Origin of the sequence: Mesorhizobium sp. BR-1-1-10 (assembly GCF_020165595.1) — a bacterium.
GTDB classification, from domain to species: Bacteria; Pseudomonadota; Alphaproteobacteria; order Rhizobiales; family Rhizobiaceae; genus Mesorhizobium; species Mesorhizobium australicum.
Map to the genome: position 1 here is coordinate 160,567 of NZ_JAIUIL010000007.1, position 14,200 is coordinate 174,766.

Here is a 14,200-nt window from a genome sequence, read left to right on the forward strand (position 1 = left end):
TTTTATTCCGCCGCCAACGGCAGTTGCGGCCGTTCGATGCCTTCGATCTCCCCTGGCTCCGGCGCCTGCTGGTCGGTCTTCGCCTTCTTCGGCTCGCGGCCGAAGAAGAGCGCATAGCCCGCCGGCAGCACCAGGATGGTGAGCACGGTGGCGACCAGAATGCCGCCCATCATGGCATAGGCGAGCGGTCCCCAGAACACGCCGCGCGAGATCGGGATCAGTGCCAGCACCGCCGTCATCGCCGTCAGCACGATTGGCCTGAAGCGGCGCACGGCCGAGCCGACGATCGCTTCGGAACGGTCCATGCCCTTGGCAATGTCCTGGTCGATCTGGTCGACCAGGATGATCGAGTTGCGCATGATGATGCCGAGCAGGGCGATGACACCGAGGATGGCGACGAAGCCGAACGGTGCACCGCTGATCAGCAGAGCCGCGGCCGCGCCGATGATGCCGAGCGGGCCGGTGGCCAGCACCAGCATCGCCTTGCCGAAGTTCTGCAGCTGGATCATCAGGAGCACGACGATGATGGCCAGCATGATCGGCGCCTTGGCGGCGATCGAAGCCTGGCTTTCGGCTGAATCCTCCGCACCGCCCTGGATCTCGATCTTGTAACCGGGCGCCAGGCCGTCACGCAGGCCCTGCATGTCCTTGTACATCTTGGTGACGACGTCGTTGGACTGCACGCCGTCTGGCAATGTGGCGCGCACGCTGATCGTCGGCAGGCGGTCGCGCCGCCATTCGATGCCTTGCTCCAGCACAGGCACCACCTTGGCCACCTGCGACAGCGGCACGAAGCCGCCGAAATCGGTCGGGATATAGACCGAGTCGACCGACGACAGCAGGCTGCGGCTGGCATCCGGCTCGCGGGCGACGATCGACACCGTCTCCTCGCCGTCGCGGAAATCGTCAAGCGGCGCGCCGGACATCGTCGCCTGCAGCATCTGGCGGATGCGCTGCGAGGTGACGCCGAGCGCACGGGCACGATCCTGATCGATGACCAGCTTCATCGCCGGAACGGGCTCCAGCCAGTCGTCATGGACGGCGCCGAGCAGGGGATCCTGCCGGAACTTCGCCTTCACCTGGTCGGCGATGCGGCGCACCTCCTGGCGGTCCGGACCCATGACGCGCATCTGCACGGGCCACCCGGTCGGCGGTCCGAGGAACAGGCGGTCGACCTTGGCACGGATCGACGGGAAGTCTTCGGCCAGAACCGTGCGCAGCTTGACGATCAGCCGCTCGCGCGCCGGCTCGTCATTGGCCATGACCAGCATCTGGGCGAAGTTCGGGTTGCGCAATTGCTGGTCGAGCGGCAGGAAGAAGCGCGGGGCGCCCTCGCCGATATAAGTGGCGATGAAACGCTTGTCCTTGTCGTCCATCATCTTGGCTTCCAGGGCCTTGGACTGCGCCTCGACCTCCTTGATGCTGGTGCCTTCCGGCAGCCAGAGGTCGACAAGAATTTCGGGCCGCGACGATTGCGGGAAGAAATTCTGCGGGATGAACTGGAACGCCCAAAGGCTGGTGCCGAAAGTCGCCAGCGTCATCACCAAAACGATGATGCGATGGCGCACGGCCCAGCTGACCGTGGCACGCAGCCGACGATAGAAGCCTGTGTCGAAGGCGTCGTGATGGCTGCCGGCATGCTTGCGCTGCTTAAGGATCATATAGCCGAGCCAGGGCGTGAAATAGACCGCCACGAACCACGACACGATCAGCGCGATGCCGACGACATAGAACAAGGTGCGCACATATTCGCCAGCCGTCGAAGCAGCGAACCCGACCGGTATGAAGCCGGCGGTGGTGATCAGTGTGCCGGTCAACATCGGGAAGGCGGTCGAGGAATAGGCGAAGCTCGCCGCCTCGATCTTGACCAGCCCCTCCTCGAGCTTGCGCTCCATCATCTCGACGACGATCATGGCATCATCGACAAGCAGGCCGAGCGCGATGATCAGCGCGCCCAGCGAAATGCGCTGCAGGTCGATGCCGATCTCGTACATGATGGCGAAGGTGGCGGCGAGCACCAGCGGTATGGCGATGGCGATGACCAGCCCCGAGCGCCAGCCGATCGACAGGAACGAGACGACGAGCACGATCAGTAGCGCTTCGCCAAGCGCATGCATGAATTCGCTGACGGCATCCGTGACGACGCCCGGCTGGTCGGAAATCTGGTCGACCGAAACGCCATAGGGCAACGCCTCCTCGAAGCGCTTGTAGGTCGCCTCGACATCCTTGCCGACATCGGTGACTTTAAAACCCTTGGCCATGACCACGCCAAGCTGCACGCTGTCGTGGCCATTGAAGCGGTATTTGCGCTGGAAGGGGTCCTCCAGGCCCGAAGTGACGGTGGCGATGTCGCCCAGCCGGGTGATCTGGCCGCCGGCGCGCAGGCGCAGTTCGCGGATGTCGGCCGCCTTGGCGACGTCGCCTTCGACCGAGATGCGCACCGAATTGACGCCGGTGTCGACGGAACCCGCGGGGTCGACGTTGTTCTGGCCCTTGATCGCGTTCTGCAGGTCGGTCAGCGTCAGGCCGCGTTCGGCCAGCGCCTTGGACGAGACATCGATATAGAGCTTTTCCGGCTGGTCGCCGATGATGACGGCCTTTTCGACGCCGGGCGTCGTCAAAAGCATATCGCGCGCCTGGATGGCGAACTTCTTCAATTCGGGAAAGGAGAAGCCGTCGCCGCTGATCGAATGCAGGGTGATAAACGTGTCGCCGAACTCGTCGTTGAAATACGGGCCGAGCAGGCCTTGCGGCAGGTCGCCCTGGATATCGCCGACTTTCTTGCGCACCTGATAGAAAGCATCCGTCACTTCGGCGGCGTTGGTGTCGCCCTTGATCTGGACGGTGATGATGGCGCTGCCGGCGCGGGTGAAGGAACGCACGAAATCGAGATGCGGCGTCTCCTGCAATTTGCGCTCGATCTTGTTGACGACCTGGTCCTCCATCTCCTGGATCGAGGAGCCCGGCCAGATCGCCTGCACGACCATGACGCGGAAGGTGAAGTCGGGATCCTCCTTCTGGCCCATGCGCATCAAGCCGAGCGCGCCGGCTATGATGATCAGCCCGAACAGGAAGCGCGCAATGGAGGGATGGCCGATGGCCCAACGCGACAGGTTGAAGGGACGCTTTTCTTCAGTGGGGGTCGTCATCGGAAGTGGTCCACTTTGCTTGGTTGCCGGCGCTTGGTGCTTCGAAAAAGGGGCTTCGAGGAAGCGCGCGCGGAACGAAATCATCTGCGTTCGATACTGGCTTCCGGGCGGCGTTGCTCTTCAAGCGGAGAGACACTCATCGCGGTGGGACGCGAGGATCGATGCGGGGGTACATCGGCCTTGACGTCTCGACCTTCGGGCACGCCGCCCGGAAACCTGCGGCCGCGGGAACGCGCGGCCGACCTGTCTGTCGTCAGCGCAACTGGCTGGCTTCGTCGCCCTCGGCCGAGGCGGACTGCTGTGCGGTGCCGCCGGGGAGTTTCACCTTCAGGTTCTCGGTCATGAACTGCGTACCGGCGGCGACCACGACGTCGCCCGGTTTCAATCCCTCCGCGACACGCACGCCGTCGGGGGCGAACTCGGCGACCTTGACCGAACGGGCATGCACGGTGTCGGCGCCACGATCGACCGTCCAGACGATCGACTGGCTGTCTTTCTCGGCGAGTGCACTGAGCGGGATGGACACGAGCTGCTTTTCGTTGACCGCCGACGCCTCGATATTGGCGGTCATGCCGAGCAGCACGCGCGGGTCGTTGGGCAGGCTGACGCGGACGGCAAAGGTGCGCGACTGCGGATCGGCGCTGCCGGCGACCTCACGGACCTTGCCGTCAAGCTTCAGCCCATCGTCCGACCAGAAGCCCGCCTTGACGTCCTTGCCCGGCTTGAACTCGGCGATCTCCATTTCCGGAACCGCGATCAGCACTTCCTTTTCACCGTCGACCGCGACGGTGACCACGGGCGTGCCCGAGCCGACCACCTGGCCGACATCGGCGTTTACCGCCGTGACGATGCCATCCCTGTCGGCCTTGAGGTCGGTATAGCCGACCTGGTTCCTGGCCTGGGCAAGCGTAGAGCGGGCGGAGTCGCGCGTGGCGATTGCCTGGTCATAGGTCAGTGTCGCCTGTTCGAGCTGCGATTTCGGCGCGAAGTTCTTGGCGAAAAGCTGTTCGGCGCGCTTGCGGGCGAGTTCGACCGTCTCGACCTGCCGTTCAGAGGCATCGAGTGCCGCCTGCGCGCTCTTGACCGACAGGTCATAGTCGGAGGGATCGATGCGAGCGAGCACGTCGCCAGGCGCCACGTGCTGGCCGATGTCGACGAGACGCTCGGTGATCTTGCCATTGACCCGGAAACCCAGCGTGCTCTCGGTGCGGGCGCGCACCGATCCGGAATAGGACAGCGTACGGGTGTCATGCGCCTGGGCGATCTCGACGACCTTCACCGGACGGATGATGTCCTTCACCTCGGCTTTTTCCTGCGAGCAGCCGGCAAGCCCCAGCGACGCGACGATCAGGCCGGCAGCTGGCAGCTTGCGAAGGATGGAACTGGGCAAAAACATTTCGGTACTCCCGACTGGAGACGGACTGTCGACACCGGCACCGGCTGGCGACGGCTATTTCAAGGCTCTGATGGCGTAATCGATGAGGTCGTCGGGCATTGCCCGATTGGTCTTGGCGAGGCACTGCGCCACCATCTGCGGGTGGCACAGGATGACGGTGGCGGCACCGAAGCAGCGCGATGCGGTCACCGGGTCCTGCTTCCTGAACTCGCCGGCCTCGATGCCCTCGCCGATCACCTCGGCGAAAAGATCGTGAATGCTGTCGACATGCTTGTCGATGACGCCCCAGTCCCGCTCGAGCGCGACGATGACCATCTCGTGGACCTTCTGGTCGTCGAGCATGACCTCCATCGTCAGCTTGTATTGTGCATGCACATAACGACGCAGCCGCTCCTCGGCGCTGATCGGCAGGTGCATGATCTCGTAAGCCATCTTGTAGCTGGCGCCGAGCATCCGGCCACATACGGCTTGGTGGATTTCAACCTTGGACGCAAAGAAACGATAGATGTTGGCCGGTGACATGCCGAGTTCGCGGGCGATGTCGGCGACATTGGTCTTGCCGTAGCCATAGTGCCGGAACAGGCGCTCGGCGCAATCGAGTATGCGCGTTACATTTTCCTGTCGGGCGACGTCGGCGACGATGTTGGCGGCTTCGGACATAGCTCTCTGTCAAATAACGAGTGACGAATTTCGATTTTCATCACTCGTAAATCTAAATGAGCGAGGTGTCAACGCGGATTCGGTGTACGCGTACGATAGGTGACAATTGGTGACATCCAGTAGACGTCACAAGGCGCCCTCAGGATGCGGACCATTGAAAATATTCTCTCGAAAATCCCCGGGGGCTTCAGGCGACCTTGGCCATCTCCCGCAGCCGGAACTTCTGGATCTTGCCAGTCGAGGTCTTCGGTATCTCGGCAAAGATCACCGCTTTCGGCACTTTGAAGCGGGCGAGCAGCGTCCGGCAGTGCTCGATGATCTCGGCCTCGCTCGCCTCCTTGCCCGGCTTCAGTTCCACATAGGCGACAGGCACCTCGCCCCATTTGTCGTCATGGCGCGCCACGACGCCGCAGGAGGCGACGGCGGGATGCTTGTAGAGCGCTTCCTCGACCTCGATCGAGGAAATGTTCTCGCCACCGGAGATGATGATGTCCTTGGAGCGGTCCTTGAGCTGGATATAGCCATCCGGGTGCATGACGCCGAGATCGCCCGAGTGGAACCAGCCGCCGGCGAAAGCCTCGTCAGTCGCCCTGCGGTTCTTCAGGTAACCCTTCATGACGATGTTGCCACGAAACATCACCTCGCCGATGGTCTCGCCGTCGGCGGGCGTCTCGGCCATGGTCTCGGGATCCATTACCGTAAGGCCTTCGAGCGCGGCATAGCGCACGCCCTGCCGTGCCTTCTTGCCCGCCCTCGCCCCTTTGTCGAGTGCGTCCCAGCCATTATGCCATTCGTTGACGACAGCGGGACCATAGGTCTCTGTCAGGCCGTAGAGATGGGTGACGGCAAAGCCGGCATCGGCCATGCCCGACAGCACGGCTTCGGGCGGCGGGGCGGCCGCCGTGTTGAAGGTGACAGTTTGCGCAAACGCGCGCTTGTCCTCGTCCTTGGCGTTGATCAGCACCGACATGACCACCGGCGCCCCGCACAGATGGGTGACGCCATGATCGGCGATAGCGTCATAAATGGGCTTCGGCCGCACCCAGCGCAGGCAGACATGCGTGCCGGCCTGGACGGCGAGCGTCCAGGGAAAACACCAGCCATTGCAGTGGAACATCGGCAAGGTCCAGAGATAGACCGCGTGCTTGGCCATGCCGGCATGGATGGTGTTGGTGTAGGCCATCAGCGCAGCACCTCGGTGATGGTAGACGACGCCCTTGGGATTGCCTGTCGTGCCCGAAGTATAATTGAGCGAGATGGCGTCCCATTCGTCGTCCGGCATCGACCAGGCGAACGCCTCGTCGCCATTGGCGACAAAGGCCTCATAGTTCACCGTGCCGACCCTCTCGCCTTTCGGATAGGGCGCGTCGGTGGCGTATTCGGGATCGTCGTAGTCGATGACCAGCGGTTTGACCACGGCCAGACCGAGCGCTTCCCGCACCACGCCGGAAAACTCGCGATCGACGATCAGCACCTTGGTCTCGGCATGGTCGAGTTGGAAGGCAATGACGGCGGCGTCGAGACGCGTGTTGAGCGAGTGCAGCACCGCCTTGGTCATCGGCACGCCGAAATGCGCTTCCAGCATCGGCGGCGTGTTCGACAGCATGACCGTCACCGTGTCGCCCTTGCCGATGCCATGCTTGTGCAGGGCCGAGGCGAGCTTCAACGAACGGCGCCAGAAATCGCGGTAGCTGATGCGCTGGCTGCCATGGATGACGGCGACATGGTCGGGATAGGTTCTTGCAGCGCGCTCCAGATAGGTGAGCGGCGTCAGCGGCTGGTGATTGGCCGCGTTCCTGTCGAGATCCTGTTCGTAGGGATTGGCCATCCCATTCTCCCCAAAGTCTTTTCGAGCTTTCTAACCTTACGCTCGTCGTCACGCTATCCCCCTGAAGGGCTGAGAATGCTATCCTGCACCGACTTGCTAGAATGGGGATTTCGATTGTGCCGCGCCGGCAGGAGATCTCTTCCCGTCTATTCCAAATTTGACTTTTGTCGAGAGCCGTGACTAATGTCAGCCAAGGAGGCGGCATGGCGATCCGACCGGCAGAACAGCTCATCCACAAGGCGGCCTGGCTTTACTATGCCCATGGGCTTCGCCAGGACGAAGTGGCCAATCAACTCAACATTTCGCGCGCCTCCGTCGCCATGTATCTGCGCAAGGCGCGCGAGACAGGCATCGTCAACATCTCGACCTCGACGCAGCTCTTCACCGACGACGTCATGGCGCGTAGGCTGGAAGACGCCCTGAAGCTCGACGCCGTCTGGATCGCGCCTGAGAACGCCTATCTCGCCGACCCCTCGACCGATATCGCGGTGCTGGCGGCAAGCGTTTTCCTGGAACTCGTCGGGAAAGGCGACCGCATCGGCGTCGCCTGGGGCCGCACCGTCTACACCATCGCCGACATCATGTCCTATGCCGACCTGCAGGACGTCACCGTGGTGCAGCTCTGCGGCAATCTCGGCGCACCCTATTCCTACCGGCCCGATCAATGCACTATGGAAATCGCGCGCCGGCTCAATGCCAAGGGCCTCAACTTCTACGCGCCCCTGGTGCTGTCGACCGAGGAACTGGCGCAAGGCCTGCGCGCCGAACCTGTGATCCGCGACCAGCTTGCCGGGATCAGCGACTGCGATCTTGCGCTCTACTCCATCGGCGCGGTCGATGCCGACAGCCATCTGGTGAAGTGCGGCGCGCTGACGGCAGCCGAGATGGCGGCGCTGCGCAGGGAAGGTGCCGCGGGTGTCATTGCCGGGCAGATCATCGATGCCCGTGGCGAGTTGCTCGACTGCAGCTACAACCGGCGGGTCATCTCGGCGGGGCTTGCTTCACTGCGCGTCATCGGTAAGCGGCTGATGGTCGTGCAGGAAGACAGCAAGTTCGAGCCGCTGCTCGCCGCGATCGCCGGCGGCCTCTGCACGCATCTGGTGGTCGGCGCGCATATGGCGCAGCGGCTGCTCGATCATGCCGGAACGTCAGCAGAAAAGGCGTCCTGAAAACCAATCCTTTGCCGGCGCATCGTCATCAAGGCGTCGCGGCATTCCTGTTCACCATCAAAGACAGCAACTGGACGAAGCGAACATGAAGAATCTGTGGAACGACGACGCGGCCGAACAACTCGTTGCCGACTACGCGAAGAAGGGCGTCGGCCGCGATCTGGCGTTGCGTGTCTACACGACGCGGCTTCTGGGCGGCGTGCCGCAACTGGTCCTGCATGGCGGCGGCAACACCTCCTGCAAGATCAAGGCGACCGACCTCGTCGGTGACGAATGGGACGTGCTGTGCGTCAAGGGCAGCGGCTGGGACATGGCCGTCATCGAGCCGCAGGGCCTGCCGGCGGTCAAGATGGGCGCCCTGCTCAAGGCGCGCAAGCTGGACAGGCTTTCCGACGAGAACATGGTCGCATTACAGCGGGCCAACCTGATCGACCCCGCCTCGCCCAACCCTTCGGTCGAGACCCTGCTGCATGCCTTCCTGCCGCACAAGTTCGTCGACCACACCCACTCGACCGCTATCCTGGCTATCGTCGACCAGGAAGACAGCAAGCCGCTGGTGGCAAAGGTGTTCGGAGCAAAAATGGGCTATGTGCCCTACATCATGCCGGGCTTCGATCTCGCCAAGGCGGCGGCCGATGTCTTCGACGCCGACCCGACGGTGGAAGGCCTGATCCTCGACAAGCACGGCATCTTCACTTTCGGCGACGATGCCAGGCAGGCCTATGACCGGATGATCCACTATGTGAACGTCGCCGAGGATTATGTGGCCGAGCATGCCAAACCGAAGACTGCGAAGATAGCGCTGCCGGCAAGGCTAGCGTCACCGGCGGCGATCGCGCCCATGCTGCGCGGCGCTGTAGCGGCGCCACGCGGCGAAGGCCGCTTCGACCGCATGATCTCTGACTTCCGCACCTCGGACGCGATTGTCGATTTCATCAATTCCGCAGAGATCGCCGACTATGCAGGACGCGGCGTGTCGACGCCGGATCTGTCGATCCGCATCAAGACCGGGCCGCTGGCCGTGCCGGCGCCCGACGCCGACAAGATCGGCGACTACAAGGCCGTAATCCGGAACCACGTCGACGCTTTCGCCAAGGATTACCGCGCCTATTTCGAGACCAATGACGCGCTCGACGACGTCAAGCGCACCATGCTCGATCCGATGCCCCGGCTGACGCTGGTGCCGGGGCTCGGCATGTTCGGCCATGGCCGCACGCTGAAGGATGCCAGGATCGCCTCGGACGTTGGCGAGATGTGGATCGAGGCCGTGCGCGGCGCCGAGGCCGTCGGGCGTTTCCACCCGCTATCCAAGGCCGACCTGTTCCCGCTCGAATACTGGTCGCTGGAACAGGCCAAGCTCGCCTCCAACAAGCCGAAGCCGCTGACCGGCCAGGTGGTGCTGATCACCGGCGGCGCCGGTGCGATTGGTGCGGCGACCGCAAAACTGTTCGCCGACAATGGCGCTCATGCCGTTGTCGTCGATCTCGACGCCGAAAAGGCCGCCGATGCCGCCAGGAAAGCCGGCAACAATTCGATTGGCGTCGGCGCCGACATCACCGACCCGGACCAGATGCGTGCCGCCTTCGACAAGGCGGTCGCCGTCTTCGGCGGCGTCGACATATTGGTGTCCAATGCGGGTGCTGCCTGGGAAGGCCGCATCGGCGAGCTTGACGATACGCTGCTGCGCAAGAGCTTCGAGCTCAATTTCTTCGCTCACCAGTCGGCGGCGCAGAACGCCGTGCGCATCATGCTGGAACAAGGTACAGGTGGGGCGCTGTTGTTCAACACCTCCAAGCAGGCGGTCAATCCGGGTCCGAAATTCGGCGCCTATGGCGTGCCGAAAGCGGCGACGCTGTTCCTGTCAAGGCAATACGCGCTCGACTACGGCGCCCATGGCATCCGTTCCAACGCCGTCAACGCCGACCGCATCCGCTCCGGGCTTTTGACCGACGCCATGATCGCCAGCCGCTCGGGCGCACGCGGCGTGTCGGAGAAGGAATACATGTCCGGCAATCTGCTCGGCCAGGAAGTGACCGCGCAGGACGTGGCTCAAGCCTTCCTGCATCATGCGCTGGCCGACCGCACCACCGCCGACGTGACGACCGTCGACGGCGGCAACATCGCGGCGGCGCTGCGGTAAGCACCTCCAATTGACAATAAAAAGGGCGGCTCACGGGCCGCCCTTTTCCTTTGTGTGTTGACGAGCCTTACTTCGCGTTGGGGTTCGGCATCCAGGCCGGCATGGCGACATCGGCATGGGCGAACTGCGGCAGCTTGGCCGACAGGTCCTCCATGTTCTTGATGTCCTTGTCGATCAGTTCCTTCTGGGTGATCAGCGTCGGCGGCACGATGACGTTGTGGCCGGGATCTTCGCCGGCGAGCAGTTGCGCCAGGGCGCGCACCGAGACCTGGCCGACGACTGCCGGGTTGGTCGCCGCGGTAGCCGCCCAGGCACTGTCGGGCTCGCGCATCGCCGCGATGTCGGATGTCGAAATATCGGCCGAATAGATCTTGATCTTCTTGTTCAGGCCGGCTTCGTCGACGGCGATCTTCACGCCCTTGGCGAACTCGTCATAGGGCGCGAACATCACGTTGATGTCGGGGTGCGCCGACAGCACCGAGCGCGCCTGGTTGGCGACGGAGTTGGCGATCGGATTGTCGAGCGTGCCGAACATGGCGGCTTCCTTTATGCCGGCATATTTTTTCTTGACGTCAACCCAGGTCTCGTTGCGGCGGTCGAGCGGAGCAATGCCGGCGACATAGACATAGCCGGCGTTCCAGCTTTCGCCATTGTCCTTGACTGCCTGTTCGAGCGCCAGCCGTGCCAGATCTTTGTCCGACTGTTCGATTTGCGGGATCTTGGGGTTTTCGACATTGACGTCGAATGCCACCACCTTGATGCCGGCGTCGACGGCGCGCTGGGCGGCGTCCTTCATCGATTCCGTCAGGCCGTGCTGGATAATGATGCCCTGCACGCCGAGCGCGATGGCCTGGTCGACCATGTCGGATTGAAGGGCGGCGTCCTGGCGGCTGTCGAGCACGCGCAGGTCGATACCGAGCGCCTTCGACTGCGCCTCGACGCCCGACAGATACGCCTGGAAGAAGTCGCCGGTCGAGAGATAGCGAACCAGTGCGATCTTGACGCCGGGTTTGTCGAACGGCGCCGGCTTGTCGGCGGCAAATGCCCCCTGCATCAGCATGGTTGCGCCGGCGAGCCCGAGCGCCACTTTCCCCAGAAGTCTTCTAGTGATGTTCACCTTGTTTTCCTCCACTTTTGTTGAACCCAAAATCCTATCCGGCCGAATGCTAGTTCCTGCCCCTGCCCGAAAGGGCAAAGGTGAAGACAAGGGCGACGACCAGAACCACGCCCTTGACGAAATCCTGCGTGTAGTAAGGCGCGTTCATCATTGTCAGGCCTTGCAGCAAGATGCCGACGAACAGCGCGCCTATGGCGGTGCCAAAGGCGTTCGGCTTGGCGGCGCCGAGCACCGCGTAGCCGATCAGCGCCGCGGCAACCGCATCGAGCAGCAGATTATTACCCGAGGCGATGTCGCCGCGTCCAAGCCGGGCCGCGAGCAAAATGCCGCCGATCGAGGCAAAAACGCCTGAAATAACGTAGGCCCAGATCTTGTATGCCTTGACAGGCGCGCCAGCGAGTTCGGCGGCGCGCTCATTGCTGCCGACCGCATACATCATGCGGCCGAAGCGGGTGTATTCGAGGAAGAACCAGATCAGCACGGCCAGCACCAGAAGCACGACGACCGAGACCGGGATGAGGTTTGGGATGAAGAAGTCGAAGCGGTGGCGGCCGAGCGCCAGGAAGGCATCGGAGAACTTGCCGCTGGCGACCGAGCCATCGGGCATGGTCATGCCGGTGGCGATCGAGCGGCCTTCCGTGGGGATGCGCTGCAGGCCGACCAGCAGGAACATCATCCCGAGCGTCGCCAGCAGATCGGGTACACGCATGTAGACGATCAGCCAGCCATTGATCAGGCCGACAATGGCGCCAATCAACAGGCAGACGATGACCGCCACGAACGCGTTTTGCTCCAGCACCACCATCACATAGGCCGCAGCCATCATGGCAGAGGTTGCGACCGAACCAATCGACAGGTCGAAGCCGCCGACGACAAGCGTGGCGGTAACACCGAGCGCCAGCACACCGGTGATGGCGACAGACTGGAAGATGAAGACGGCACTTTGCGGCGAAACGAACCCGTCGGCGGCGATCGCGAAATAGGCGACCAATCCGAACAGCAGCACGATGAACCCATAGCGGATGGCGTAGTCGCGCAGCGTCATTCGGCGCACCCCGGCGCCGCTGCCCCATTTACCCAACTCGCAGCCATGGTCTCTCCATTCTAATTCCATCGGCCGCCACGCTCAGGCAGCGCTGTGCAGCGGTCCACCGGCAACCTCGGCCAGCAGGCGGTCGAGGTCGACATCGGCATTGCGGTGTTCGCCGACGATCGTGTGCTCCGACATCACCAGGATCCGGTCTGCCGTCTCCAGCGCTTCGTCGAGTTCGGTGACGAACAGAAGCGTGGCGCGGCCATTGGCGCTGGCCCTCAGCTTGGCGGCGATGTCGCGCCGGGCCGAAATGTCGACGCCCTGGAACGGCTCGTCGAGGATGAACAGCGCGGCATTCTGCGCCATCCAGCGGGCGACCATCACCTTCTGCTGGTTGCCGCCCGACAGCGCCGACATCTCGTCCTTCTCGGAGCGGCAGACGATGCCCAGTTGCTCGATCTGCCTGCGCGCGGTGGCGCGTTCGAGGCGGCGCCTGAGCACGCTCAGACTGGACATGCGCTTCAGAAACGGCAGGCTGACATTGCGCTCGATGTTGAAGCCGTCGACGATGCCGCTGGTCGCACGATCCTTGGCGACGAGGAACACGCCGGCGGCGATCGCGTCGCCCGCCGAGCGCGGCGCATAAGGCTTGCCGTTCATCGTCATGGTGCCGTCGAGCGGCCGGCGCACACCGAACAGCGTCTCGGCAAGCGCGGTCTTGCCGACGCCGACGAGGCCGGTGATGGCGACGACCTCGCCATCGCCGAGTGTCAGCGACATCGGCTTGGCGCCCTGCGCGATGCGCAGGCCTTCGACGCTCAGGACCGCCCTGGCGGAACTCCTGGCCACGATCCGGTCGAGATGGATCTTGCGGCCGAGCATGGCGTTGACCGCGCCTTCATAATCGAGCGGCTTGGCATCGAAGGCGCCCGAGACGACACCGTCGCGCATCGAGACGATGCGGTCGGCGAGCCGCCTGATGTCCGACATGCGATGCGAGATATAGAGGATCGCCACGCCCTGCTCGCGCAGACGGTCGACCAGCGCGAACAGCCTGTCGGCCTCGGCACTGGAGAGCGACGAGGTCGGCTCATCGAGGATCAGCACTTTCGGCTGGTGCGCCAGCGCCCGGGCAATCGCCACCATTTGGCGGTCGGCCAGCGAAAGATCGCTGACGCGCGCCTTCAAATCGATGGCCAGCCCCATGCGGTCGGCGACCGCCTTGGCCTCACGGCGCACGCGAGCGGGATTGAACAGGGTCGGCACGCCCCGGCCGCTCAGCCGGTCGAGCGTGAGATTGGTGGCGACATCGAGATCGGCGACCACGCCGTCATTGATGTTCTGGTGCACGGTGACGACACCCGCGCGGATCGCTTCCGCCGGCGTGTTCGGCGCGAACTCCGCACCGGCGAGGGTCATCGAGCCGCCGCCACGCTCGTAGACGCCGCTGATAATCTTGACGAGGGTGGATTTGCCGGCGCCGTTGGCGCCCATCAGCACGGTCACTTCGCCGGCATGGAGGTCCACCGCGATGCCGCCAAGCACCTCGTTGCGGCCAAAGGATTTCCTCAGTCCCTCTACGCGGAACACGGCATTGCCGACCATGCGTTCCTCCCTGGTCATGACGCTATGGTCAACGTCGGCAATTGTCAACACGATTGACAATTGCCAGACAGCTTCCTAGCTTGGCCCCGCCGCTTGGGCTCCT

The 14,200-nt window shown here is 63.4% G+C and carries 9 protein-coding genes; 2 read left to right on the forward strand and 7 right to left on the reverse strand.

Annotation, left to right across the window (positions count from 1 at the left end; all coding sequences use genetic code 11):
• Positions 1 to 2: 2 nt before the first annotated feature.
• The 4 genes from LB555_RS17075 to LB555_RS17090 form a co-directional block, all read right to left on the reverse strand.
• The gene (locus tag LB555_RS17075) at positions 3 to 3,149 is read right to left on the reverse strand and encodes an efflux RND transporter permease subunit (RefSeq protein WP_140878036.1); all 3,147 of its coding nucleotides are present in this window, start codon (positions 3,147 to 3,149) and stop codon (positions 3 to 5) included.
• A 253-nt stretch (positions 3,150 to 3,402) separates the two neighbouring features.
• Complete coding sequence (locus LB555_RS17080) at positions 3,403 to 4,545, reverse strand: efflux RND transporter periplasmic adaptor subunit (RefSeq protein WP_224582831.1); 1,143 nt, start codon at positions 4,543 to 4,545, stop codon at positions 3,403 to 3,405.
• Positions 4,546 to 4,599: 54 nt separating this feature from the next.
• The gene (locus LB555_RS17085; RefSeq protein WP_015318925.1) at positions 4,600 to 5,205 is read right to left on the reverse strand and encodes a TetR family transcriptional regulator; all 606 of its coding nucleotides are present in this window, start codon (positions 5,203 to 5,205) and stop codon (positions 4,600 to 4,602) included.
• Positions 5,206 to 5,392: 187 nt separating this feature from the next.
• On the reverse strand, positions 5,393 to 7,033 hold the full coding sequence (locus LB555_RS17090; RefSeq protein ID WP_140715136.1) for an acyl-CoA synthetase: 1,641 nt from the start codon (positions 7,031 to 7,033) through the stop codon (positions 5,393 to 5,395).
• Between the two features lie 203 nt (positions 7,034 to 7,236).
• On the opposite strand from LB555_RS17090, the gene LB555_RS17095 reads away from it, so the two are divergent.
• On the forward strand, positions 7,237 to 8,202 hold the full coding sequence (locus LB555_RS17095) for a sugar-binding transcriptional regulator (RefSeq protein ID WP_140715138.1): 966 nt from the start codon (positions 7,237 to 7,239) through the stop codon (positions 8,200 to 8,202).
• 85 nt (positions 8,203 to 8,287) lie between these two features.
• Complete coding sequence (locus LB555_RS17100; protein ID WP_224683322.1) at positions 8,288 to 10,342, forward strand: bifunctional aldolase/short-chain dehydrogenase; 2,055 nt, start codon at positions 8,288 to 8,290, stop codon at positions 10,340 to 10,342.
• Positions 10,343 to 10,409: 67 nt separating this feature from the next.
• Here LB555_RS17100 and LB555_RS17105 read toward each other — a convergent pair whose 3' ends face one another.
• The 3 genes from LB555_RS17105 to LB555_RS17115 all read right to left on the reverse strand — a co-directional run bounded on the left by LB555_RS17105 (position 10,410) and on the right by LB555_RS17115 (position 14,097).
• A complete protein-coding gene (locus LB555_RS17105; RefSeq protein ID WP_140661484.1) occupies positions 10,410 to 11,459 on the reverse strand; it encodes a substrate-binding domain-containing protein in 1,050 nt (349 codons plus the stop codon).
• A gap of 49 nt (positions 11,460 to 11,508) precedes the next feature.
• Positions 11,509 to 12,504 (reverse strand): ABC transporter permease, encoded by a 996-nt coding sequence (locus LB555_RS17110; RefSeq protein ID WP_140823384.1) that lies wholly within the window; start codon positions 12,502 to 12,504, stop codon positions 11,509 to 11,511.
• 81 nt (positions 12,505 to 12,585) lie between these two features.
• Positions 12,586 to 14,097, reverse strand: a complete 1,512-nt coding sequence (locus LB555_RS17115) for a sugar ABC transporter ATP-binding protein (protein WP_224683449.1) — start codon at positions 14,095 to 14,097, stop codon at positions 12,586 to 12,588.
• Positions 14,098 to 14,200: the final 103 nt, after the last annotated feature.

What these genes read in the sequence shown, in the direction of transcription:
- LB555_RS17100 (WP_224683322.1), top strand. Translation starts at nt 8,288, where the DNA reads ATGAAGAATCTGTGGAACGACGACGCGGCCGAACAACTCGTTGCCGAC.
- LB555_RS17085 (WP_015318925.1), bottom strand. Translation starts at nt 5,205, where the DNA reads ATGTCCGAAGCCGCCAACATCGTCGCCGACGTCGCCCGACAGGAAAAT.
- LB555_RS17075 (WP_140878036.1), bottom strand. Translation starts at nt 3,149, where the DNA reads ATGACGACCCCCACTGAAGAAAAGCGTCCCTTCAACCTGTCGCGTTGG.
- LB555_RS17115 (WP_224683449.1), bottom strand. Translation starts at nt 14,097, where the DNA reads ATGGTCGGCAATGCCGTGTTCCGCGTAGAGGGACTGAGGAAATCCTTT.
- LB555_RS17080 (WP_224582831.1), bottom strand. Translation starts at nt 4,545, where the DNA reads ATGTTTTTGCCCAGTTCCATCCTTCGCAAGCTGCCAGCTGCCGGCCTG.
- LB555_RS17110 (WP_140823384.1), bottom strand. Translation starts at nt 12,504, where the DNA reads ATGACGCTGCGCGACTACGCCATCCGCTATGGGTTCATCGTGCTGCTG.
- LB555_RS17090 (WP_140715136.1), bottom strand. Translation starts at nt 7,033, where the DNA reads ATGGCCAATCCCTACGAACAGGATCTCGACAGGAACGCGGCCAATCAC.
- LB555_RS17095 (WP_140715138.1), top strand. Translation starts at nt 7,237, where the DNA reads ATGGCGATCCGACCGGCAGAACAGCTCATCCACAAGGCGGCCTGGCTT.